The 23882-nt window shown below is 35.4% G+C and carries 21 protein-coding genes; 8 read left to right on the forward strand and 13 right to left on the reverse strand.

What is annotated here, in order from left to right:
• Nucleotides 1-146: 146 nt before the first annotated feature.
• The 7 genes from fusA to VXK47_RS17850 form a co-directional block, all read right to left on the reverse strand.
• Entirely contained in the window at nucleotides 147-2216 is a 2070-nt protein-coding gene (gene fusA, locus VXK47_RS17820; RefSeq protein WP_435550134.1) for an elongation factor G, read from the reverse strand.
• 205 nt (nucleotides 2217-2421) lie between these two features.
• Nucleotides 2422-3174 (reverse strand): TlyA family RNA methyltransferase, encoded by a 753-nt coding sequence (locus VXK47_RS17825; RefSeq protein ID WP_435550135.1) that lies wholly within the window; start codon nucleotides 3172-3174, stop codon nucleotides 2422-2424.
• A 67-nt stretch (nucleotides 3175-3241) separates the two neighbouring features.
• Nucleotides 3242-5128 carry a 1-deoxy-D-xylulose-5-phosphate synthase gene (gene dxs / locus VXK47_RS17830; protein WP_435550136.1) on the reverse strand — a complete coding sequence of 629 codons (1887 nt, stop codon included), beginning with the start codon at nucleotides 5126-5128 and terminating at the stop codon, nucleotides 3242-3244.
• 20 nt (nucleotides 5129-5148) lie between these two features.
• On the reverse strand, nucleotides 5149-6075 hold the full coding sequence (locus tag VXK47_RS17835; protein WP_435550137.1) for a polyprenyl synthetase family protein: 927 nt from the start codon (nucleotides 6073-6075) through the stop codon (nucleotides 5149-5151).
• Entirely contained in the window at nucleotides 6072-6308 is a 237-nt protein-coding gene (gene xseB, locus VXK47_RS17840) for an exodeoxyribonuclease VII small subunit (RefSeq protein ID WP_435550138.1), read from the reverse strand. Before xseB ends, VXK47_RS17835 begins: the two co-directional genes overlap by 4 nt.
• Nucleotides 6289-7632 carry an exodeoxyribonuclease VII large subunit gene (xseA, locus tag VXK47_RS17845; RefSeq protein ID WP_435550139.1) on the reverse strand — a complete coding sequence of 448 codons (1344 nt, stop codon included), beginning with the start codon at nucleotides 7630-7632 and terminating at the stop codon, nucleotides 6289-6291. The genes xseB and xseA overlap by 20 nt, the downstream gene beginning before the upstream one ends.
• A gap of 172 nt (nucleotides 7633-7804) precedes the next feature.
• Nucleotides 7805-8080, reverse strand: coding sequence for a hypothetical protein (locus tag VXK47_RS17850; protein ID WP_435550140.1), 276 nt, complete (start codon nucleotides 8078-8080; stop codon nucleotides 7805-7807).
• Between the two features lie 155 nt (nucleotides 8081-8235).
• Here VXK47_RS17850 and VXK47_RS17855 point away from each other — a divergent pair, with 155 nt between their 5' ends.
• Nucleotides 8236-8940: a Bax inhibitor-1/YccA family protein gene (locus VXK47_RS17855; protein ID WP_435550141.1), complete on the forward strand. Its 705-nt coding sequence runs from the start codon at nucleotides 8236-8238 to the stop codon at nucleotides 8938-8940.
• Between the two features lie 130 nt (nucleotides 8941-9070).
• Here VXK47_RS17855 and glmM read toward each other — a convergent pair whose 3' ends face one another.
• Complete coding sequence (gene glmM / locus VXK47_RS17860) at nucleotides 9071-10420, reverse strand: phosphoglucosamine mutase (protein WP_435550142.1); 1350 nt, start codon at nucleotides 10418-10420, stop codon at nucleotides 9071-9073.
• Nucleotides 10421-10521: 101 nt separating this feature from the next.
• On the opposite strand from glmM, the gene VXK47_RS17865 reads away from it, so the two are divergent.
• Together VXK47_RS17865 and VXK47_RS17870 are read left to right on the forward strand one after the other, a co-directional pair.
• A complete protein-coding gene (locus VXK47_RS17865; RefSeq protein ID WP_435550143.1) occupies nucleotides 10522-11535 on the forward strand; it encodes a hemolysin family protein in 1014 nt (337 codons plus the stop codon).
• On the forward strand, nucleotides 11532-12803 hold the full coding sequence (locus VXK47_RS17870; protein WP_435550144.1) for a hemolysin family protein: 1272 nt from the start codon (nucleotides 11532-11534) through the stop codon (nucleotides 12801-12803). Before VXK47_RS17865 ends, VXK47_RS17870 begins: the two co-directional genes overlap by 4 nt.
• 38 nt (nucleotides 12804-12841) lie before the next feature.
• Here the strand turns inward: VXK47_RS17870 and efp are convergent, their stop codons facing one another.
• Together efp and VXK47_RS17880 are read right to left on the reverse strand one after the other, a co-directional pair.
• Complete coding sequence (efp, locus tag VXK47_RS17875; RefSeq protein WP_435550145.1) at nucleotides 12842-13411, reverse strand: elongation factor P; 570 nt, start codon at nucleotides 13409-13411, stop codon at nucleotides 12842-12844.
• A 1-nt stretch (nucleotide 13412) separates the two neighbouring features.
• Nucleotides 13413-13556 (reverse strand): hypothetical protein, encoded by a 144-nt coding sequence (locus VXK47_RS17880; RefSeq protein ID WP_435550146.1) that lies wholly within the window; start codon nucleotides 13554-13556, stop codon nucleotides 13413-13415.
• 176 nt (nucleotides 13557-13732) lie between these two features.
• On the opposite strand from VXK47_RS17880, the gene guaA reads away from it, so the two are divergent.
• From guaA to larB, 3 genes are read left to right on the forward strand one after another with little or no spacing between them, the layout of a single operon-like run.
• A complete protein-coding gene (guaA, locus tag VXK47_RS17885; protein ID WP_435550147.1) occupies nucleotides 13733-15262 on the forward strand; it encodes a glutamine-hydrolyzing GMP synthase in 1530 nt (509 codons plus the stop codon).
• A gap of 6 nt (nucleotides 15263-15268) precedes the next feature.
• Entirely contained in the window at nucleotides 15269-16189 is a 921-nt protein-coding gene (locus VXK47_RS17890) for a hypothetical protein (protein WP_435550148.1), read from the forward strand.
• Between the two features lie 12 nt (nucleotides 16190-16201).
• Nucleotides 16202-16954 (forward strand): AIR carboxylase family protein, encoded by a 753-nt coding sequence (larB, locus tag VXK47_RS17895; RefSeq protein WP_435550149.1) that lies wholly within the window; start codon nucleotides 16202-16204, stop codon nucleotides 16952-16954.
• A gap of 1141 nt (nucleotides 16955-18095) precedes the next feature.
• Here the strand turns inward: larB and VXK47_RS17900 are convergent.
• The 3 genes from VXK47_RS17900 to VXK47_RS17910 are packed head-to-tail and all read right to left on the reverse strand — an operon-like array spanning nucleotide 18096 to nucleotide 21976.
• Nucleotides 18096-19256, reverse strand: a complete 1161-nt coding sequence (locus VXK47_RS17900) for a protein GlmU (protein WP_435550150.1) — start codon at nucleotides 19254-19256, stop codon at nucleotides 18096-18098.
• Nucleotides 19257-19313: 57 nt separating this feature from the next.
• Entirely contained in the window at nucleotides 19314-21212 is a 1899-nt protein-coding gene (locus VXK47_RS17905; protein WP_435550151.1) for a polysaccharide biosynthesis protein, read from the reverse strand.
• A complete protein-coding gene (locus VXK47_RS17910; RefSeq protein WP_435550152.1) occupies nucleotides 21212-21976 on the reverse strand; it encodes an ElyC/SanA/YdcF family protein in 765 nt (254 codons plus the stop codon). Before VXK47_RS17910 ends, VXK47_RS17905 begins: the two co-directional genes overlap by 1 nt.
• A gap of 333 nt (nucleotides 21977-22309) precedes the next feature.
• On the opposite strand from VXK47_RS17910, the gene VXK47_RS17915 reads away from it, so the two are divergent.
• Nucleotides 22310-22771, forward strand: a complete 462-nt coding sequence (locus tag VXK47_RS17915) for a CBS domain-containing protein (RefSeq protein WP_435550153.1) — start codon at nucleotides 22310-22312, stop codon at nucleotides 22769-22771.
• A 664-nt stretch (nucleotides 22772-23435) separates the two neighbouring features.
• On the forward strand, nucleotides 23436-23882 hold a 447-nt coding region (locus VXK47_RS17920), incomplete at its 3' end, for an FAD-dependent oxidoreductase (protein ID WP_435550154.1).

Raw genomic sequence — 23882 nt, forward strand, 5'->3', positions numbered from 1 at the left:
ACTAAGTTGGGCAAGGCCGTTATCGTTACCGGTTTAATGATCAGGGAGATGTTCGTAATCCCTGAACTGGCAAGACTCAGAACCGCTTGCCAATAAATTCTTTTGCCATTTTTGCAAGAACTTTACAATTAAGGGACTAAAGTGTTTTATTCTTTTTCCTTGTTTACTTCTTCAATAACTTTTTCTGCTATCTGAGCAGGAACTTCATCATAATGTGAAAATTCCATGGCGTAAATACCGCGCCCGCCGGTCATTGATCTTAAGTCCGGTTCGTAGGTAAGAAATTCCGACATCGGAACATTGGCTATAATTATCTGGTTTTTACCGGCTGAATCCATACCTAGCACTCTGCCTCTTCTGCTGTTCAGGTTACCCATTATATCACCCATGTATTCTTCGGGAGTTGTAATCGTAACTTTCATGATAGGTTCAAGCAGAACCGGCTTTGCTTCCAGAACGGCTTTCTTGAAGGCCAGGGAGCCTGCAACCTTAAAAGCCATTTCCGATGAATCGACAGCATGGAATGATCCGTCATCTAATGTTACTCTAAAATCAACACATGGAAATCCGGCCAGAACGCCTCTCTGGGCTGATTCTATTATACCTTTTTCAACAGCCGGAATATATTGTTTTGGAATTGATCCGCCAACAATTGCATCAACAAACTCAAATCCGCCGCCTTTTGGTAAAGGTTCCATCTGAATCCAGCAATCACCAAACTGACCATGACCGCCTGACTGTTTTTTATGTCTGCCCTGAACCCTGACTTTTTTCTTAATTGTTTCTTTGTATGGAACTTTGGGAGTATTAAGCTGAGTCTCTACATTGAATTTTCGTTTTAATTTTTCAACTACTACTTCAATATGTACCTGACCTCTTCCCGAAAGGAGAATTTCCTTAGTTTCAGCATTACGTTCCAGTTTTAAGGCAGTGTCTTCTTCTAATATTTTTGACAATGAAATATATATTTTATCTTCTTCTCCCTTAACTTTGGAGCCAACAGCAAACGAAATAAGTGCCGGAAGAGGTTTGGCGCATTCAAACTTTATTCTGGCGGATTCATCGCATAATGTATCACCGGTTGCAGTTTCTTTTAGTTTGGCAACTGCAACAATCTCTCCCGGGCCCGCTTCGGTGATGGGCTTTTGTTCCTTGCCCGCTATAGCAAGAAGCTGATTATAACGTTCTTTAGCTGATTTATTGATGTTATAAAAATTCCCGTTTTCACCAAGTGAACCTGAAACGATTTTCATTATTGAAAGTCGTCCGGCGTAAGGATCAGCAACCGTTTTAAATACAAATGCCGAAAAAGGGGCATCAGGATCAGGTTTGCGTTCAACTTCCTTGCCATTTGAATCCGTACCCTTTCTTGGAGCCATTTCAGCAGGTGAAGGTATGCAGGTTGCAACCAAATCCAGAAGAAGATCGATTCCTATGTCTTTTATAGCTGAACCGCATATTACAGGGACAAATGTTTTTGATAAAGTACCTTTTCTTAAAGCTGATTTAATTTCATCATCAGATATTTCTGTTCCTTCAAGATATTTTTCTATAAGTGTATCATCTGCTTCTGCAATATTTTCAATGAGGGCTTCTTTTTCCTTTGTTGCCGCTTCAAGCATATCAGCAGGAATATCACCGGTTGTGGCTTTACCATCCGAATCATATATATACGATTTCATGGAAATCAGATCCACAATTCCTTTAAATTCCGATTCTGAGCCTATGGGTAATTGCAGTATTATCGGTTTTGGTTTAAATACGTTTTCTGCATCTTTAAAAGTACGGAAAAAATCAGCCCGTTCCCTGTCAAGTTTATTGATGAATATTATGCGTGGAAGACTGAATTGATCGGCATAATCCCATGCCATTTCAGTTTGTACTTTAACTCCGTCAACTGCATCAATGACAACAACTGCTCCATCTGCAGCCTGCATACTATTGATTGTATCGGTGAAAAAATTTTGATCTCCCGGAGTATCAATAAGTGAAATAATATTCTTTTTCCAGTTAACTGTATGAAATCCGCTGCTGATGCTTATAAGTCTTTTTAATTCTTCAGGCTCAAAATCCATTGCGGTATTTCCATCTTCCACACGGCAAAGCCGTTTGATAATACCGGTTTTGAATAATATAATTTCGGATAAAGATGTTTTTCCGGAACTACCGTGCCCAACAAAAGCAATGTTTCTTAGTTTATTTAACCTTTCACTCATTTACGCTCCTCTCTATATTGTTTTTTAATCGGCTGAATCAATAGAAATCAATTATATACCGTTATATTTATATTTAAATAAAATCAAGTTCAAAAACTGTTATTTACAGGGTAACCACATTTGGGTTTAATATGATTGCCCACCTTAATAAAAAGTTGACGCACGCACGTTAATTCCCCCTTAGCAAAGGGGGCCAGGGGGTTGTTTATTCTCTATATTCCTTATATTTCATATAAATTAAAAATTCTTTATTCCCCTTGGGGCCTGTTATAGGAGATGCTATGACACCTTCTATATCTAATCCGGTTTTTGAAAAAAAATCCGTCAGACTATTGATTACTTCTGTATGCAATAAGGGATCTTTTACTACCCCGCCTTTTCCGACATTTCCTTTTCCGACCTCAAATTGCGGTTTAATCAGAGCAATTATACCGGCATTGCATGTTAAAAATTTCATAACAACAGGAACAACAGTTTTTAAAGAAATAAAAGAAACATCTATAGTAACAAAATCAACAAGGCCCCCGAGAGTTTCGGGCAGCATGTATCTTATATTAGTTCTTTCAATAACAGTTACTCTGGCGTCTTGTCTCAGCGTCCATGCCAGTTGACCATAGCCGACATCAACTGCAAAAACCTTTTTAGCTCCATGTTTGAGCAGACAATCTGTAAAACCTCCCGTTGAAGCACCAACATCAAGGCATATCAATTCATTTACATCTGCATCAAATTCTTTCAAAGCCGCTTCGAGCTTAATCCCACCCCTGCTTACAAAGGGCATATCCGGTTCTTTTAGAGACAGAGCATCTGTCTTTGAAATCATAACTCCCGGTTTATCAAAGATATTATCATTTACAAGAACTTTCCCGGCCATAATGAGGCTTCTTGCTCTTTGCCGGCTTTGTGCCAATCCGCATTCATGCACAGCAACATCAAGCCGTTTCTTGTTTTCAGACATGATTGCACTTCTTATATTGAATATTTAACATTCAATGCCGGATATTTTATAGTTTTAATATTAATTTTTAAATACGACCCATCAATTTTAAAGCTGAATTTACTATCGCATTAGAATCAATTTTATATTTGGCTCTGAGCAGATTCTGAGGTCCATGATCAACAAAAACATCCGGTATTCCGAGACGGTCAATTTTATAATCGTAAATGCCTCCATCACTTAAGCACTCAAGCACGGCGCTTCCGAATCCTCCCATACGGATATTTTCTTCAACAGTTATTAGGCGGGGAATTTCTTTTGTAAGTGAAATTATTAATTCAGTATCTAACGGTTTAACAAAACGGCAGTTGACTACAGTTGAGCTGATCCCATGTTCCGATATTAATTTTTCATATGCATTTAATGATTCACAGACTGAATGGCCAATTGCCAGAATAAGAATATCCGTTCCTTTTTTAAGTATTTCTCCTTTACCAATCGGAAGTGGTTTAATATCAGGTTCAATCGGAACACCAACACCTGTTCCCCTCGGGTATCTGAATGCTATGGGGCCGTTATGGGAAAGAGCTGTTAAAAGCATTTGACGCAGCTCATTTTCGTCCTTTGGTGCCATAACCACCATATTGGGCAGATTCCGCAAATAAGAAATATCAAACAAGCCATTGTGAGTTGCTCCGTCTTCACCAACTATGCCTGCACGATCAACTGCAAAGATAACGGGAAGAGACTCTAAACATACATCATGCAGAATCTGGTCGTAAGCTCTTTGCAGAAAAGTTGAATATATTGCCACAACCGGTCTGAAGCCTTCGGTAGCCAAACCTGCCGAAAATGTTACTCCATGTTGTTCGGCAATCCCAACATCAAAAAAACGTTCCGGAAATATTTCGCTGAATTCAGTAAGGCCTGTTCCTTCCGGCATTGCAGCAGTGACTGCAATTATTTTTTCATTTTTACCGGCAAGCTCTACCATTGTTTTTCCAAATACCTCAGTGTAGGTAGAGATGCCATTTTTTGTGTTATTGCAATTTCCGGTTTTAACTTTAAAGCTGCCGATTCCATGGAAATATATGGGATTTCTTTCTGCAGGAGGATATCCTTTTCCTTTGGTTGTGGTAATATGGAGAAGCACCGGTTCTCTAAGATGCTTTATATTGTTCAGGATATCTATGAGATGATTTATATTGTGCCCGTTTATGGGGCCAAAATAGTCGAAATTGAAAGCCTCAAAAAGCATGCCCGGAGTTGCAAATGTTTTAAAAAATTCTTCCGAACGTTTTGCAAATTTGTATAAATCATCACCAATTTTTGGAAGAGATTTTAAAAATTCCCCAAATTCTTTTCTTAAATCCTGCAAATATTTTTTTGAAAATGTTCTGCTTAAGAAAGAAGACAAAGCACCAACATTTTTTGATATAGACATGTCATTATCGTTTAAGATAACTATAAAATCTTTATTTTTATGAAGATACCCTGTTTGATTCATTCCTTCATACGCAAGGCCGGCAGTCATGGAACCGTCTCCGATAACTGCTATTACTTTATTGTTCTCTTTTTTCAGACTCTTGGCACAGGCAATTCCAAGTCCGGCAGATATGGAAGTGCTGCTGTGGCCTGTTGTAAATGAATCATATTGGCTTTCACACATCCGGGTAAAGCCGCAAATACCTTCATACTTGCGCAGCGTATGAAATTTCTCCCGCCGTCCAGTGATGATTTTGTGAGCATAAGACTGATGTCCCACATCCCAGATAATTTTGTCGTGGGGAACATCAAAAACATAATGAATGGCTATTGCCAGTTCAACCGCACCCAGGCTTGAAGCAAGATGTCCGCCATTTTTAGAAACGACTTCAACTATTAAACTTCTAATTTCAGCAGCTAGATCAGGAAGATCCGAACGAGGAATCTTTTTTAAATCATCAGGCGAATTAATCGTGTCAAGTATGCTCAACAAATATTTTCCTTTAATTATTATCTATTTCTTTCAATAATATATAGTGCAATAGCTCTTAGAGGGTCAGATTTATTATCAAATATTGCAAGTGCATGCAAGGCTTCTTTTATAAGTTTTTTTGCATAATTTTCCGATTCGTCAATTCCAAGAAGGGAAGGGTAGGTGCTTTTTTTTCGGACATTATCCGTTCCTACAGGTTTGCCGGTAATGGTTGGATCACCCATTGCATTAAGAAGATCATCAGCTATCTGAAATGCCAGGCCAATTTTTTTTGCGTAAATTTTAAGCTGTTTTATTTGATCCAAACTTGCATTTGCTAATATCGCACCGGATTCAACAGATGCAACAATAAGCGCTCCGGTTTTCAATATATGTAATTCTTCCAATTTGTTCAATAATATCTGAGTATTTTCAGAAGCTATATCCCTCATCTGTCCTTCAATCATTCCCATATAACCGGCAGCTGTTGATATTAAATTTATGATCTTTAACCATTTAAGCGCATTAGTATTATTATGTAATTCAAATTCCGAAAGCACCTGAAAAGCCAGAGTAAGCAGCGCATCACCGGCAAGGATAGCTGTAGCTTCATTAAAAGCAGCGTGACATGTAGGTTTGCCTCTTCTTAATAAATCATTATCAATAGCAGGAAGATCATCATGAATTAAAGAATATGTGTGAATTATTTCAATTGCACATGCTGCCGGTAAAACATCAGATTGTTTACCTCCGACAGATTCGGCAGCAGCGATACAAAGAATCGGTCTTATTCTTTTTCCTTCAGATATTAAAGAATATTCCATAGCCTTTGATAATTGCCCGAACGAGTTTGATTTATTAATAATATTTATTAATTCATTTTTTATTGTTTTTGTTTTTTCTGCAAAATAGGATTCAAGATCAAAATCTATTGAAAGAACACTCTTGGTATTATTAAATTTCATTCTGAAACCTTTTCCGGTGAAAATTCTTTTTCCGTAATATTTCCATCCTGTCCCTCTAAAAGAAGAGAAATCTTTTTTTCGGTTTCATCGAGTTTGGCAGAACAATATTTTGAAAGCTTAATGCCTTCTTCAAATTTTTTTATAGAGTCTTCAAGAGAGAGGTTCCCGGATTCGAGTTCATTTACTATCTGTTCAAGCTGGTTCATTGCTGTTTCAAATATTATCTTTGCCATAAATTTTCCTTTCGACTCTGCATATTAAAGAGCCTTCATTAACTATTACTTCAATTTGCTGTGCTATTTCAACATTATTCGAATCCGTTATAATATTCTTCCCAGGTATTGTTCTGGCTATACTGTAACCACGTTTAAGAATACCCTTAGGGTTTAAAACACTTAATTTAGCTGAAAACTCATTTAATTTGTTTTTAGAATTATTAAGCTTGATATTAATTGATTTATATAGGTTAGTAACTATTATTTTAACTTTATCATTATATATTAATATGTATCTTAATGGATTATTATTGTTTAATTTATCAATTTTCCATACAGTTCGTTCTTTCAGTTGATTTATATAATTAATTTCCGATCTTACCAAGCGCTTTGTTAGATCATCATTTTTTAATATCAAGTCATATAGTTTGCTTTTCGGGTCTTTAATCCTCTTTGATATTTTATTCAGATTATTCCTGTGATTATTTAAAATCTTTTCCATACCTGATTTTAAAGATAGGTATAGTTTCTGGTTCTTTATTAAAAGGTCATTTTTAAGTGGAACAACAATTTCAGCAGCAGCAGAAGGCGTGGGAGCTCTGTAATCTGAAACAAAATCGGAAATCGTATAATCCGTTTCATGTCCTATGGCAGATATAATCGGAATTTTGGATTCAAAAATGGCCCTTGCTACTGATTCCGAATTAAATGCATGCAATTCTTCTAATGATCCGCCTCCTCGGGCAATTATTGCTACATCAGAGCAACAATATTTGTTTAACAACTTAATCGCGGAAACAATTTCATTTTCTGAGAATATACCCTGAACGGAAACCGGAATTATTTTTAAATTTACACTAGGATACCTTCGGCTGATAATATTAATAATATCATATAATACCGATCCGGTAGGTGAAGTTATAATACAGATATTCTCAGGGAGAAAAGGCAGCTTCTTTTTGTATTTGCTATCAAAAAGACCTTCGGAAGAAAGTTTTGCTTTAAGCTGTTCATAAGCTATCTGTAAAGATCCTATGCCTTTGGGTTCTAAATATTCAAAAATAACCTGATAAGAACCTTTTGTTTCATAAAGACCCAATCTGCCAAAACCAATTACAGACATGCCGTTTTCAGGTGTGAATTTTAAATTCTTTCTTTGCCCTTTAAATATTATTGCATTAATCCGTGCTGATTCATCTTTTAAAGTAAAATAAAAATGTCCTGAAAATGGGGTACTTAAATTTGAAATCTGACCAAACACCCAGACAAGAGGATATTTTTCTTCAATTAAGTTTTTTAATTCCGAGGTTAATTCTGTTACCGAATATATTTTTATTTCCATGTTTTATTTTAAGATATCAATTAGTAAAATTATATAATAGTGTAAATTGGAAAAATCGCTTTTATTTATAACGTCTGATAATGTATATTATGTAAACTAATTAGGAGAATGATAAAAGATTTTAGCCTCTATCAAATAATAGCCTCCTCGCACATGATCATTTTCAGACAATTTAACCAATATCAAACTTATTTTTATTGAGATAATCACGAACAGCCGGAACAATATAAATATTGTCATACTCATATCTGTTAATAAATTCGGAAAGTATTTCATTTTTCTTATTGATTGGCAGCTCTTTATCCAGGATAAAATAATCTTTGCCTTTAATTTTACAAAACCCGCTTTTTATATTTATTCCTGATTTGCGCAATTTTTGTTCTTTTACTATAATATTTAATTTTTCTATTATATTTAACAGTTCATGAAACAATCGGTCCGATTTCATAATATGCTTATCCGAAGTTACTTGAAAATAAAAAATATTGATATATACTTACCCAGGTTAATATACCAATTATAAAAATTTCACTAAACAAACTTAATTGTTATATACACTAAATTTGAATTATTATGAACCAGTAAATTATAAAGGAGGAAAATATGCAACAAACATATCCACTTAAGGGCTCACAGACTCAGGTTCTTGTAAATGAATTTATACGCAGTGTTTATAATTGGATGGGGATCGGTCTTGCTCTTACAGGCTTGGTTGCTTATTATGTTTCAAACGATGCCGGACTTCAAAGCCTTATATTTGGTAATAGGCTTGTGTTTTTCGGTTTAATAATAGCCGAATTAGCACTGGTGTTTACAATAAGCTCCAGAGTAAACAAGATGAAAGCATCGACGGCAACATCAATGTTTATAATATATGCGGCATTAAACGGTGCTACATTATCAGTAATATTTCTAATATATACGGCTTCTTCAATTACATCAACCTTCTTTATATGCTCTGCGACTTTTTTAGCATGCAGCATATACGGAATGACAACAAAACGCGATTTAACATCAATGGGCGGATTCATGGCCATGGGATTGATTGGTATTATAATTGCGTCTGTTGTCAATATATTTATCAGAAGCTCTGCTATGAATATGATCATCAGTTATATCGGCGTAATAGTATTTGTCGGATTAACCGCATATGATACACAGAAATTAAAAAACATGGCGATGACACAACCTTCAGGGCTTGATGCAGGTGTTGTCAGAAAAGGAGCTATCCTGGGAGCGCTTTCTCTTTATTTGGATTTTATAAACCTTTTTCTTATGCTGTTAAGAATCCTGGGAGACAGAAGATAGCCATCATTTATGTTCGTAAGCTCATAGATCTTAAAGAAAATTACTTATAAACAGATTTGGGTCATATTTAAAAGTTGTTGCCCGATTTTATAATCTTTTGCTTATGAGCTTACGAACTTATGAACTTTCTTTATCCAATATATTCTTTCACTTTATCCGCCAAAAACCTGCATAGTTTATCAGTTTCATCCTGAGAAGGGCCTTCCACCATTACCCTGCAAATTGATTGTGTGCCTGAATATCTGATAAGTACCCTGCCCTTTTCCTCCAGAATATTTTCCACATATTTAACAGCATCTTTAATTTGTGGAATTTTATTTATATCCGGTTTTTTAGAAACTTTGACGTTTATTAATACCTGAGGAAAAACCTTCATGATTTTTCCAAGCTCAGAAAGAGGCAGCGATTCATCTTTCAAAAATTCCATTAATTTTAAAGCAGTTAAAATTCCGTCTCCTGTTGTTTGATGGTTCAAAAAAATAATATGACCGGAATCCTCTCCTCCAATTACGGAACCTGTCCTGATCATTTCCTGCATTACATATCGATCGCCAACCTGAGACATAGTATGATTTATGCCTTTTTCTTTAAATACGGCAACAAGGCCCATATTGCTCATAATCGTACTAACTACATGATTATTTGGTAATATATTTTTTTTCTTCATTATAATGCCAATAATCGCAAGCATCCTGTCTCCTGAAATTTTATTGCCTTTTTCATCTACTGCTGTCAGGCGGTCACCGTCTCCATCGAAAGCAATTCCTAAGTCAGCTTTTAATTCCAATACTTTTTTTGATAGAGATTCAATGTGTTCAGAACCGCAATTATCATTAATGTTTTTTCCGTCCGGATTAACATTTAAAAGCTTTACATCAGCTCCAAAACCGGAAAAAATTAACGGCGCTATTTTATAAGTTGCTCCGTTTGAACAATCCATTACTATTTTAATCCCGTCCAGAGAAAAACCTAAAGGCATTGTATTTTTAAGAAATTCTAAATATTTTACAAGAGGATCTTCAACATGATTTACAGTACCGGTATCGTTATTAGTAACGTTTTGGCACAACAAATTATTATTCATTGCTAAAGTTTCAATTTCATTTTCAGCTTCATCAGAAAGCTTGTAACCGGATCCATCAAAAACTTTAATACCATTATCATAGTATGGATTATGAGAAGCCGATACTACTATACCTGCGGCTGCTTTCAATGAATGCGTAAGGAATGCGATTGCAGGTGTTGGTGCAATACCTGCAAGTAAAACATCAACATTCATCGAACAAACACCTGAAGCTAATGCATATTCAATCATATTACAAGATATGCGAGTATCTCTGCCTATTATAATCCGAGAGTCTCTATTTGTAGATTTGAACTTTAAAGCGACTGCTTTACCTATAATAACAGCCATTTCAGGAGTCATCGGATATTGATTCGCAACACCCCTGATACCATCTGTACCAAAAAGTTTATGCATAATTAATAATATTCCTTGTTATTGATAAATATATTAACATAGTATATATTTTATCCCATATTCGATTATTTTCTTAAATTTGTTATATAAATGGTACCGCTTTGGAAATAAAAATATTATATTCTGTAACAATTTTGCTTCTTCTTATATTCTCAGGATTTTTTTCCGGCTCTGAAACGGCTCTGTTTTCTTTATCTTCTATTCAACGTGAACGGATTAAAAGAAAAAACAAAAAAAAATCATTAATAATAAACAAACTGCTATCAAGACCAAGAGCCCTGATTGTTACAATATTAATTGGAAATGACATGGTTAATATAGCAGCTTCCGTAATTGCAACCTCATTCTTTGTATCGATTTCAAAGGAGCATGGCGATTGGCTTGCAATGGCTGTAATGACACCATTAACTCTTATCTTTGCAGAAGTGATACCCAAAACAATTGCTATTACCTATAATGAAAAATTTGCACCTCTCATAAGCGTACCTCTTAATATTTTTTCAAAAATAATATTTCCTGTAAAATTCTTATTGTATAACATTTCTATTACACTTGCAAAAATAATAGGGTTTAAAAAACAGCACGCTTCTACAGCAATTATGGAAGATGAATTCAGGACTCTGGTTGACCAAAGCCACGAAAGCGGTGAACTTAATAAAGCGGAACGGGATCTTATACAAAATGTTTTTGAATTTAATGACACCCATGCTTTTGAGGTAATGACTCCTCTTGATGAAATATTTTCTTTATCCGAAGATGTTACAATAGAAAAAGCTATAAATAACATTAAACAAACCAAATACTTAAGAATACCGGTATACAAATATCGACCTGAGAATATAGTTGGAATTCTATATACAAAAGATCTTTTAAAAATTAACTCCTTAAAACGCAACGGAAATATAAAGATAATTCAAAAAATTTACAGAAAACCTTATTTTATTTCTGAAAACATTAAAATCGATGAGCTTTTTCACATATTAAAGAAAAAACGGATACATATTGCAATATGTTTAAACAAACAAGGTAAAGTTACAGGCCTAGTGACAATGGAAGATCTTCTAGAGGAATTATTCGGAGAAATTTATGATGAATATGACAGGGAGTTAATGTGAGTATTATAGTTATTAATATTCTTATATTAAGCTTGTGCATCCTGTTTCAGGGTTTCTTTTCCGGAGCCGAAATGGTTATATTGTCTTCCAATAAAACAAAGATCAGACATATGGCAAGAAGGGGGCATAAAGGTGCTGTCCGTTTTCTTAAAATAGTTGAAACTCCTGAATGGTCCCTTGCGACAACAAGTACCGGTACTAATTTATTTGTAATTATATCATCTGTTTTTACTGCTGTTTGGTTTGAAAATATATTTAAGGAAAACAGCGAGATATGGTCAATTCTTATTATAACCCCATTTCTTTTGATATTAGGAGAAATTCTGCCCAGAACAATTTTTCAGCAAAAAGCTGATGATTTGGCATTAAAAATCGCTCTTCCTTTTAAATATATTTCCCGCATTATTTTACCTGTGACATATCTTGTATTTTATACCAGCAGATTTTTTTACAATTTAATCAAAAAAGACTCCGCCAGCCAAAATCTATACATTTCGAAAAAAGAATTGGAGCTTGTTCTTTCTATAAATGAGAAAGAAAGCGATTTGGAAATCGGAGAAAAAAAACTTATTAAAAGAGTTTTCCATCTTTTTGAATCAAATGTATCCGATGTTATGGTTCCACTTGTAAATGTGACTGCTATTTCATCTAAAGCTACGGTTGGAAAAGCCATTAATGCGATCAACGAAACCGGTTATTCAAGACTTCCCGTTTATAAAAGCAGAATTGATAATCTGATAGGTATTATTCATCCCATTGATTTGATTCATATTAAAGATATTGATGCTGCAATAAATCCGTTTATCCGTGAAGTTCCTTACGTTCCTGAATCAACAAAAGCTCATGATCTTTTAACATTATTGCAGAGAACAAGAAATTCAATTGCTATAGTTCTTGATGAATATGGTGGTACGGTAGGAATAATAACTATTGAGGATATTCTTGAAGAAGTCGTAGGTGAAATTAATGATGAATATGATGATGATAAAAAACAGTTTATCAGATTTGAGGAAAACAAATTTCTTGTAAATGCACGCATGGAAATAGAGAATGCAAATGAAATAATGAATATAGACATCCCAAAGGAAGACTATGAAACCATAGGAGGCTTTCTGCTCAAATTAATGGGCAAAATTCCTAAAAAAGGGGAAACTGTAATTTATAAAGACATAAAATTTACCGTTCGATCTTCAGGGAAAAAATCAATTCATTCTATTATAGTTGAAATAGTTGATAAAAGACATAAAGGTCCGGAAACAGCAGAGTAAACTTTAAATGGCTTCCTGATAATATATTAGCCTTATAATCAATTTTTGTTTTTTACCCGTTCAACATATTGGCCTGTACGGGTATCAATGCGTATATATTCCCCTTCTTCGATAAAAGGAGGAACCTGAACAACATATCCTGTTTCAAGAGTTGCAGGTTTGGTGCTTCCTGCCGCAGTATCTCCTTTTGCCCACGGATCAGCTTTAATTATTTTAAGGTTTATAAAATTTGGAAGGGTCAGGCCAATTGCTTTTTCTCCAAAAAAAAGTGCATTGCAAGTCGTATTTTCTTTTAGGAAATGTATGGCATCGCCAACCTGGGCGGAAGTAAGAAATTCCTGAGAATAAGTGGTTGTATTCATAAAACAATAACTGCTGCCGTCCGAATACAGATATTCCATCTCCTGTTCTTCAAGCTGCGCTTCATTAAATTTTTCACCGGATCTGTATGTGCGGTCAAACTGGGTACCATTAATCATATTTTTCAGTTTACATTTGTAAAGAGCCTGCCCTTTTCCCGGCTTTACAAAATCAAATTGCACTATAACATATGGATCACCATCGATTTCAATCTTAAGACCTTTTTTCAGGTCACCGCTTTCATACATCTTATTTGCTTATCCTCCTTTTTTTAATTATTCCATCAAAAACATTATCAGGCGAAAGTCCACCTGCCAGTATCACAGGAATAGCGACCAAATCAACAAGAATTCTTGCAGCATCCCAATCACAGGTCAGTCCTGTGATACCCACAAATCCGTTTACAGGCTGGGTATCCGGAACCGTACTGATATTTTGTTTTCAAAATAGAGTTGACAATTTTGCCATCTCTAACATATTCTCTTTGTCTAAGCAAATTGTTATTAAAAACAAGGTGATTAAGTAACTATCCGGCAAAATGGACGTTATACAAAAGGCATAAGAATAATATGATATTGATAATTGATTTCGGATCCCAATATAACCAGCTGATAGCCCGTAGAGTCAGGGAAAGTCGAATATACTGCCGGATTGAGCCGCCTGATATCGATATTTCGTATATAAATGATTTAAAACCGGAAGGAATAATTCTGTCTGGCGGTCCATCCAGTATATATGAAAAAAACAGCCCAAAGATAGATAAAGAAATATTTAATCTTGGAATTCCAATTTTGGGTATTTGTTATGGCATGCAATTTATGATCGATGCTCTTGGTGGAACAGTTGAAAAAGCTGTAAAAAGAGAATACGGTTTTGCCAAGTTATATATAAATAATCCTGAAGGCATATTAGGCGGCATTGAAAAAAATACATGGTGCTGGATGAGTCATGGAGATTCCATTAAAAAATTACCTGAAGATTTTATTGCTAACGCTTCAACGGATAATACGGAATTAGCTGCTGTTTCCAATGAAAATAAAAAATTTTACGGTCTCCAGTTTCATCCCGAAGTAGAGCATACTCCTTTGGGTAAAAAAATGCTTAAAAACTTCCTTTTGGATATTTGCAGATGCAAACGTTCCTGGACTATGAAATCATTTGCTAATACAGCAATTTCCGAAATAAGAGAGACCGTTAAAGATAATAAAATAATCCTTGGATTAAGCGGAGGTGTTGACTCATCGGTTACTGCGATGCTTATTCACAAAGCAGTTGGAAAAAGCCTTACATGTATTTTTGTTGATAATGGATTACTTAGAAAAAAAGAAGCAGAAAAGCTGAAAATAACTTTATCGCAAAATCTTGATATTAATATCAGGTTTGTCAATGCAGGAAATAAATTTTTAAAAGAACTTTCCGGAGTTAAAGACCCCGAAAAAAAACGAAAAATCATCGGTAAAATTTTTATGGATGTTTTTGAAGCCGAGGCCAAAAAAATAAAAGGCGCCAAATTTTTAGCACAGGGAACACTTTATCCGGATATTATTGAATCCAGATCCGCTTTCGGTGGACCAACTGCTGTGATTAAATCTCATCATAATGTTGGAGGTCTTCCAAAGGGTATGAAACTTAAGCTGGTGGAACCCTTAAAGTATTTATTTAAAGATGAAGTGCGTAAACTTGGAAAAACATTAGGCTTGCATCAAGATCTGATATGGAGACAGCCATTTCCGGGCCCCGGCCTTTCCATAAGAATAATCGGAGAGATAACAAAACCAAGGCTTTCAATTCTACGTGAAGTAGACGATATTTTGCTTGCTGAGATTAAAGAAGCCGGTTTGTATAGAAAATTATGGCAGTCTTTTGCGATTTTGCTTCCTTTAAAAAGCGTAGGAATAATGGGTGATCAGAGAACCTATGAAAATATTATAGCCATAAGAGCTGTAACAAGCAAAGATGCAATGACAGCTGACTGGGCAAAAATTCCTTATTCTCTGCTGGGAAAAATCTCAAACAGAATAATTAATGAAGTTGCAGGTGTAAACAGAGTTGTATATGATATCAGCTCAAAACCTCCTGCCACTATTGAATGGGAATAATTATATATGGATGAAGATAATGCTCCGGAATTCAAAATTAATATTGATGGGGTAAATCCCGATTCTTTTGTTACTGAAGAAAAAAAAGAAAAGAAAAGAGATATTCGTATTGAAAAACTTAACCGCAAAATCACCATTATTTCAATATTGTTTCCATGTATAGTATTTATTCTGCTTATGATTATTTATTTTGATATCAAAAACAAGATTGCAGGTGTACACGATTCAGGATCCATGGAAGTCCGGAATCTTTCAAAAACTATTGACAAGAAAACGGCTGAGTATTCATCTCTTTATTCCAGGCTTGATGACTCATTTAAAAAGAAATTATCTGATGTTGATAAGATGGGGCTTTCACTTAAAAATAATATTGATAAAATGAGAGTTTCACTTGAAACCGAACTGAAAAATTCAGTAAATGAAATAAAAAAGGAAGCAAAAGATAACGATATTAAAACAACGAATTCTATTGCACAAATAGATAAACAATTAACCGCTGCACAAAAAGATGTTTCGGCGGTTTCGGGTAAAATAAAAGATGTAAACTCTGACGTATCATTAAAAGTATCCGGTATTACGGATAAATTAAATAAAATTGAAAACGATGTTTCAAAATTTCGTGCATTGCTGAATGCTACTGTAAATAGTGCTGTTTCAGAAAAGATTGCCTCAAAAGCAGATAAAAAAGATATTGAGCAGGCAATAAAAAATGAGCAAAACCGTTTTGACCATGAATTAAGTCAGTTGGAAAAAGACATTGATCAAAAAATAAACGCTGTAAAAAGACAGATTTACGAATTGGAACATAAAGCCATAAAAACGCCTCCTCCGCAAGCTTTGCCTTTAAAACCTGATAATCCATATAATAGCCCAACAATAAAAAATTCATCTTCCAAAACCGGTAAAATTATCGAGCAGGATCTATAGATATTTTAACGTATGAATGAAAACGCCTTAATAAAAATTCTTTGCAGTGTTTCTGACGGCAAACTTTCGGTTGAAAATGCCCTAAAGGCACTTACTCATTTAAACGTGGAAGATATTGGATATGCCCATATAGATCATAACAGATCACTACGCAAAGGATTTCCGGAAGTTATCTTTGGTGAAGGCAAGACTGCTGAACAAATTACAGGCATCATGGAAAAAATGGCATTACAGGAAGATAATATATTGATAACACGTATAAACCATAGCAAAGCTGATGCAGTACTTTCAAAATTTGCGGATGCTGTATATCATGCTGACGCAAAAATGATTGTCTGGAAGAAACAAAAAAACCCCGAAATACAAGGACGCGGCAAGATACTTGTGATTTCTGCAGGGACTTCGGATATTCCGGTTGCCATGGAAGCATACCTTACAGCTCAAACAATGGGTAATGAAGTGGAATCGGTTTTTGATGTGGGTGTAGCCGGCATACACAGATTATTTGATCACAGCAAAATGATACGCGATGCTTCCGTTCTTATTGTCGTTGCAGGTATGGAAGGGGCACTTCCCAGCGTTGTTGCAGGGATGGTTAGCCGTCCGGTAATAGCGGTTCCTACCAGCGTTGGCTATGGAGTCAGCATGGGTGGTCTTACAGCTCTTTTTGCAATGCTAAACAGCTGCAGCTCAAATATAGCAGTTGTAAATATAGACAATGGTTTCGGGGCCGGATATATGGCTTCAATAATTAACAGGGATTAGGAAGCCCAAGCATGAAAAACTAACTCTCAAGGTCGTTCAAGTTTATACGCCATTCCATAAAACCCGTCGGATTTCTTTACATATTTACAAAAGAATTTTATTTGTTTTTTATATTTCCATATAGTTATTTATTTCAATGACTAATAAGTTAATTGATAACTTTTACTATTTATATCAATACTATAACAAACGATCATTATACAAGTATAACTAATTGTAATTTTTATTATATTGATACATACATATAAATTTTAGAGCCTTTTATAACTAAAAAATATTACTATATCTATGAAAATATTGTCGGATTTCTTTACACTTTATATCGCATCTGATAACGCTTTAAATATTATTCCAAAGCAACAAATATCACCGCAAATATTAATTAATTTAAACATATTATAGTTATGGGTTTGTTCTCTCAAAAGCAATATAGAATGACATGAATTGGTATAAATATTGCTAAACTAAGCTTCATATAAATTGTAAATTTAAGCAAAATATTTACATGGTCCAATAAAGGTTTTTGAAAAGTATGTATAGAGAGTTTTTGAAATAGCCACATAAGCGTACCCGCCCTTTTAAGATATACGGAGGAGGTGACGGGGTGTTATGGAACGACAAGTTAAACTGGAATTCTGACGTGTTGCCTGGCAGTTCTGACGATGTTATAATTGATGTTGCTACAAGTGATCCTGTAGTCCAGATTTCAACCGGCGCAACAGCTTCAACCATCGTTTCAACTGAGGCACTTCTCCTGCAAAGTGCCACAGTTACAGTCTCGTCTCTGGTAGCTCCTGACCTGAGCCTTCAAAATGGCGCGGTGCTGACGAGCCTTGCCTCGACGGCGACGCAGATGCACAAGCTGGAGCTGGAAGTCTCAGGTACACTTTCAGTCGATGCCACGAGCAAGATTGATGTGAGTGGTAAGGGTTATATAGCGGGCCGCACAACGGGCAACACAACAGAAGGTGGATCGACGGGACACAGTGGCGGCAGCGTGATTGGTGCCGGAGGCGGGCTTGTCCGGATCCATGCAGGCACGATGGTGCTTGATGGCAGCGTGCTGGCTGATGGTACTAATTATTATGGCGGATCAGGGGGTGGTATTTATGTTGAGACAGGAGTTCTTCATTGCAAGAGATCAATCGGTCAAATCTGGTTGCAACAGTTTCAAACCTGCATCGGTTTTTATATCAACAATTCCCTGAAGCCACTGAGTTCCGATATCGCTTTCCTCATCCGACAGATTCTTTATAACCGATATATATTCTTTGCCAGATTTCTTAATTGCAGAATTTATTATATCCAAAAAATTGTGTTCCAAAGAAACCAAACCGGATAGATCTTCTTCACTTATAAAAACTTTTTCCATCTCAGGCCATAACCTGTCAATTGCTGTGTTATTATCATAAGTTTTATCTAATAATTCTTTTAATCTTTTTATTCTTTCAGATATAGCAAAATAAACTTTTTCTTTAAGACCCGTTAAAAGGGCCTCAGGAAAATCTGATGAAATAAACTGTGATCGAACATTATGGTACCAGTGCATAAGCGCTGAAAGATTTGCGATATAAATGATATTGTTGGATACTATCCTTTTAATATTTCTGTTGTCTCCGGGAATAAACGGTATGCTTTCGTATTTAATCTGCCCTCCGATTATTAAACGTTCCGGACGAAGTTCATCTTTTCTGCAGATTGTGCCGGCGGCAATTGTCGTTCCGAATGTCAGCCTGCATGGTCCGACAAGACCCCCCTGCCCTCCGAGAAAAATTGGTTTTTGTTTCAGCATCACGCCTTTTGGAACATCTCCAATAAGGGAGGCAGTGGCTTTGTCCTGACTAGGAGTATAATTAAAATGAATGTAAGAACTTCCCACTTCACTATGATTTTTCCGGCTTGTACCGCCGGACATAAAGCAATCACAGAAATTAATAAGGCTCCCAAGAGTCACATATGGGAAAAGTATCGTTTGCTTTAAACCGACTGTATGAGCAATGCTGGCTTCTTCTTCGAGAATAGTTCCTTCCCTTACATGGGAACCATAACCTAAGACAGAACCCTTAAGAAATACAGAATCTTTGAAAAAACCACATTTCAGATTCACTTCTGAACCAACCTGACAGCTTTCCAAAGTTACCGGGCCCTCGTATCCGATTCTTACACCATCTGAAATTAGCGTTGAAGAGCCATATATTTTACTTCCCGGATATACTATTACCCTGTTTCCTGAAATCCTGTCCGGATCAACTTCATCACCTATAACAACATTATAAGGATCAGGGAAAATAGTTCCTTTCAACAAAAGTGCTTCGATTCTATTTGATATATATCTGTTCATTATTTTTAAATATTTATATTAATTGTAGTTTGAAGGAATATATTCCGGAACAATAGATTTTAAAATTTTTTTAATATTTTCATGATCCTGTTCCTCGGAAAATCTCGATAATTTTGCGATATTTCCATTTATCGTATTAAAATTGCATTCCGTTCCTTTTAATATCATTATTTTTTCATGGCTTGTCGGTATTATGCCTTCGCCCTCGGTAATAAGTTCTTCATAGAGTTTTTCTCCGGGCCTCAGTCCAACGTATTCGATTTTAATATCTTCATCGGGCACAAATCCTGAAAGCCTTATGAGATCTCTTGCCATGCAATCTATTTTAATAGGAATTCCCATATCCAGCAGAAATATCTCACCTCCATTTCCCATAGCCGCAGCCTGAAGTATAAGCTGGCATGCTTCAGGAATAGTCATGAAAAACCTTGTCACATCAGGATGTGTAACCGTAACCGGTCCGCCCCTTTTTATCTGTTTTTTAAACAGAGGAACCACGCTGCCCACACTTCCGATAACATTGCCAAAACGCACTGTCATAAATAAAGTAGGAAACTGGCCATTTCCGTTCTTGCTTTGTATAAGCATTTCCGCAACTCGTTTTGAAGCGCCCATAACATTTGTTGGCCGTACAGCTTTATCAGTTGAAACAAAAACAAAACGTTTCACTTGATGTTTTTTTGAAACTTCAATCAGATTAAGAGTTCCCTGTATATTATTTTCGATGGCTTTCCAGGGCTGTATTTCCAGCATAGGCACATGTTTGTACGCTGCAGCATGGAAAACGACTTGGGGCTTATATGCAGCGAATGTTTTCTCCATTTGCATAGTGTCCCTGATATCTGCAAGATGTGCAATGCATTTGATATCAGTAAATGTATGCCTGATATCAAGTTCGATTTCATACAAAGGACTTTCAGCTCTTTCATAAAGTATAATAGTATCCGGTTTAAATCTGCATATCTGCCTGCAAAGTTCAGAGCCGATAGAGCCACCGGCTCCAGTTACAAGAACTATCTTATCTTTTAAATATCCACCGATTTTATTGTTATCAAGTTTAATTATTTCACGCCCAAGAAGGTCGCTGTATGACACCTCGCGAATCGTGTTTATAGTTACCTTCCCGTCAATCAGCTCACTATATGCGGGAATTATTTTGAAGGTTATGTTATTATCATTGCATATTTTTATTATTCTGCGAATCTGTTTCGAGCTTGCTGAAGGTATGGCAATCAGCACTTCATCAGCTTCAACTCTCGAGAAAAACTTATTTATTTTTTCAACAGTGGCAAGAACAGGAATACCGTGTATTTTTTTTCCTGTTTTTTCAGGATCATCATCTATAAATCCCACTACTTTTTGTTGTAATCTGTAATTGTTAATAATCTCTTTACAGATTTTTTCCCCGCAATCTCCGGCTCCGATAATAAGTATTCTTTTCTCATGTGATGAAATTCTGACAAAAGGATTGAATAAACAACGCAGGGTAGTAACCCATGAATTATTGAAACTTAATTGTTCGTAATATAAGCGTATTGCCACACGATAACCTGTAATCAATAATATTGTAAAACACATATCAATTACAAAAACCGATCTTGAAAAACCTTCAAATCTTGTTTTAAAAAGAATAAGTGAAATAATCACGAAACTGCTTATAGCAGATGCCTTTATTATATTAATTACATCTTTAATGCCTGTATATCTCCACATACCTCGATAAAGATCAAAAAAATAGAAAGTGATTAATTTTATGAGGATAACAGCAGGAAGAATTTTATATAATGAAACTATGAAATTTGCCGGAATGGAAAATTCAAAGCGAACCAGATGTGCACAATAAAGTGAAACAGAAATCAGAACAATATCAATTAAAGGAATTATAATATAATTAATATAAAGCAATATGGATTTCATTATATCCGTCCTCTTATTTTAGCCCAGAACAATCCCAGATACTCGTGTACAGCAAGTTCCATTTTTTTAATCTCAGCTGATTTTGGAAAAAAAAGTAAGAGATTTATATTTTTTCTTTTTTTAACAAGATACCCAGCAGGTGCTGCTATTGGATGCATGCCTGCTTTGTTGAAAACAGCCATTGAACGTGGCATATGAAATGCTGAAGTTACTAAAATAAATTTATCGTTTCCAACAATTTTTTTTATGAGCAAAGCCTGGGCTTCCGTATCCGGACCTTCCGATTCCTCTACAATCTTATCTTTATTCACACCAAGCGCAAGGGCCACATCAGCCATAGCTTCTGATTCGGAAATTGTGCTAAAAACGCTGCCTCCGGAAAATATAATTTTGCTTTCGGGGATTTTGTTGTGAATTGAAATCCCTTCAACAACCCTGAATAAGGAGTCACTGGTTAATCTGCTTATTGGGTCAAGCATGAGATCTCCCTTACATCCTCCTCCAAGCACAACTATCCATCTTGCATCGGATATCAGCTTAATATGAATAAGAGGCTGATATTTATGTTCAAGATAACCTAGTATTTTGTCAGGAAAAATATTGAAACTAATAAATACAAGAGAAATGACTCCGAAAACAATGATTGATTTGCTCATTTTTTCTTTTTTCTTAAGCAAAAGAAAAAAAACTCCGCAAACAAGAAATAAAATACATACCGTCAGAGGTGATAAAAGCATGCCAACAGTTTTTTTAAATAAAAACATAATATATTAACCGGGAATAGTTTTTTATCGTAATAACTCTATTAACATTTTAAGTCATTCAGCACAATTTATTTGATGGTATTTTAAAAAATATCAAAAAAAGGAAACATATCGGTTTATTTACTTCTATCAACAATCCATACGATTGCTAATCCGACAATATAAACTCTGCTTATTTCTTGACTTAAATGTATCGTCTTAATATATTGATCATAAGATATTATCATACAATTTATTTTAGCGGCACATTATTTTTTTTGATCCGGGTTGATGGGTATCAAAATCTTTGATACAGTGACTGGATATTCTATCAGCTATTTAAGGAGAAAAATCATGTTAATAGTAAAAGATATAATGAAAACCGATGTAATAACAGTTATGCCCGAAACTGAAGTTATACAAGCTGCAAAAATTCTTCTTGAAAATCATATAAATGGAGTTCCTGTTGTGGATAAGAATGGAAAACTTGCAGGCATTTTATGCCAAAGCGATATAATTTCACAACAAAAAAAATTCCCCGTTCCGTCTTTATTTGCATTTCTTGATGGATTTATTTCTATTCCTTCAATGAAACACATAGAAAAAGAAGTACAGAAAATTGCCGCTGTTACTGTTGAACATGCCATGTCAGTTAATCCGGTAACAGTAAAATCCGACACCAGTATCGAGGCTGTTGCGGCTCTGATGGTTGATAATAATTTCCATACACTTCCGGTTGTAGATGATGGAAAGCTTATCGGAATAGTAGGAAAGGAAGATATTTTAAGAACTCTGATTCCAAAAAACGGATCTTAAAAATATGCAGGCTTAAAAACTGCAAAACAAAAATATAACTAGCATATCAATATAGCTCAAGCTCTTTCGGGTCTTAAAAATACTATTGTACTGCTGATGATAAACCCCTATGAAACAACCTGTGAGATCATATCAGATCTGCAGGACCTGTTTCTAAAATGCCTTGAATCAGTCCGGCCTGGAAAAAGTTATAAACATAATTTTAAAAAGCGAAATAAAAAATTCCATTCAGCATACAGGCAGTTTAATTCAACGGCATTGAGCCGGGTATTATAAAAATAATATCAAAAAATGTTTTCAGACATTATTAATTCCTTGACACCAAACTATTTATTTGACAAAAAAGGCCTTTCTATATCTGTATATTAATTGATGGAATTGTAAAAATTCATCAAGCAGAGATAAGAAAAGACTCAGTCTGAGGCAAGAGTGGAACACCTTGAATTTACTTCAAATATTGGGAGAGAGGAAGCCCTTTCCCGCCTTTGTGAAAAGTTGTTTTTTGACTTTTCTCTAAGGCATATTATTTTAAATAACAATGGACTCGTAAAATTGCTTTTTACAAAGTCTTTATTTTAATAGTATCTGTTATGCTTTTATTCCGGTAAGTTACCATATTAATATGACAACGGATAGCACAGATGATTCATTTTAAGGAGAAATAATGGGGGCTGTTAAACAAAACAAAAGCGGGTCGGTAATGATTGTCGGTGCAGGCATCACAGGCATGCAGTCTGCGCTTGATCTTGCCGAATCCGGTTATTACGTTTATCTTGTGGAAAAATCCGCCGCTATCGGCGGTCTCATGTCGCAGCTTGACAAGACCTTTCCCACAAATGACTGCGCGATGTGAGTTATATCGCCTAAACTGGTCGAGGTCGGCCGGCATCTTAACATCGAGCTTTTAACTAATACGGAACTTCTCGAACTGGAAGGAGATCCTGGTAACTTTAAAGCAAAAATATTACAAAATCCGCGTTATATAGACCTTTCCAAATGTACGAGCTGCGGAGATTGCGCAAAAGTCTGTCCTGTAACATTACCCAACGAATATGATGAAACCCTTTCCGAAAGAAAAGCTGTTTATAAGCAATACGCACAGGCTATTCCC

It is taken from the genome of Desulfobacterium sp. N47, from assembly GCF_051233685.1.
In the GTDB taxonomy this organism is placed as follows: Bacteria; Desulfobacterota; Desulfobacteria; order Desulfobacterales; family RPRI01; genus RPRI01.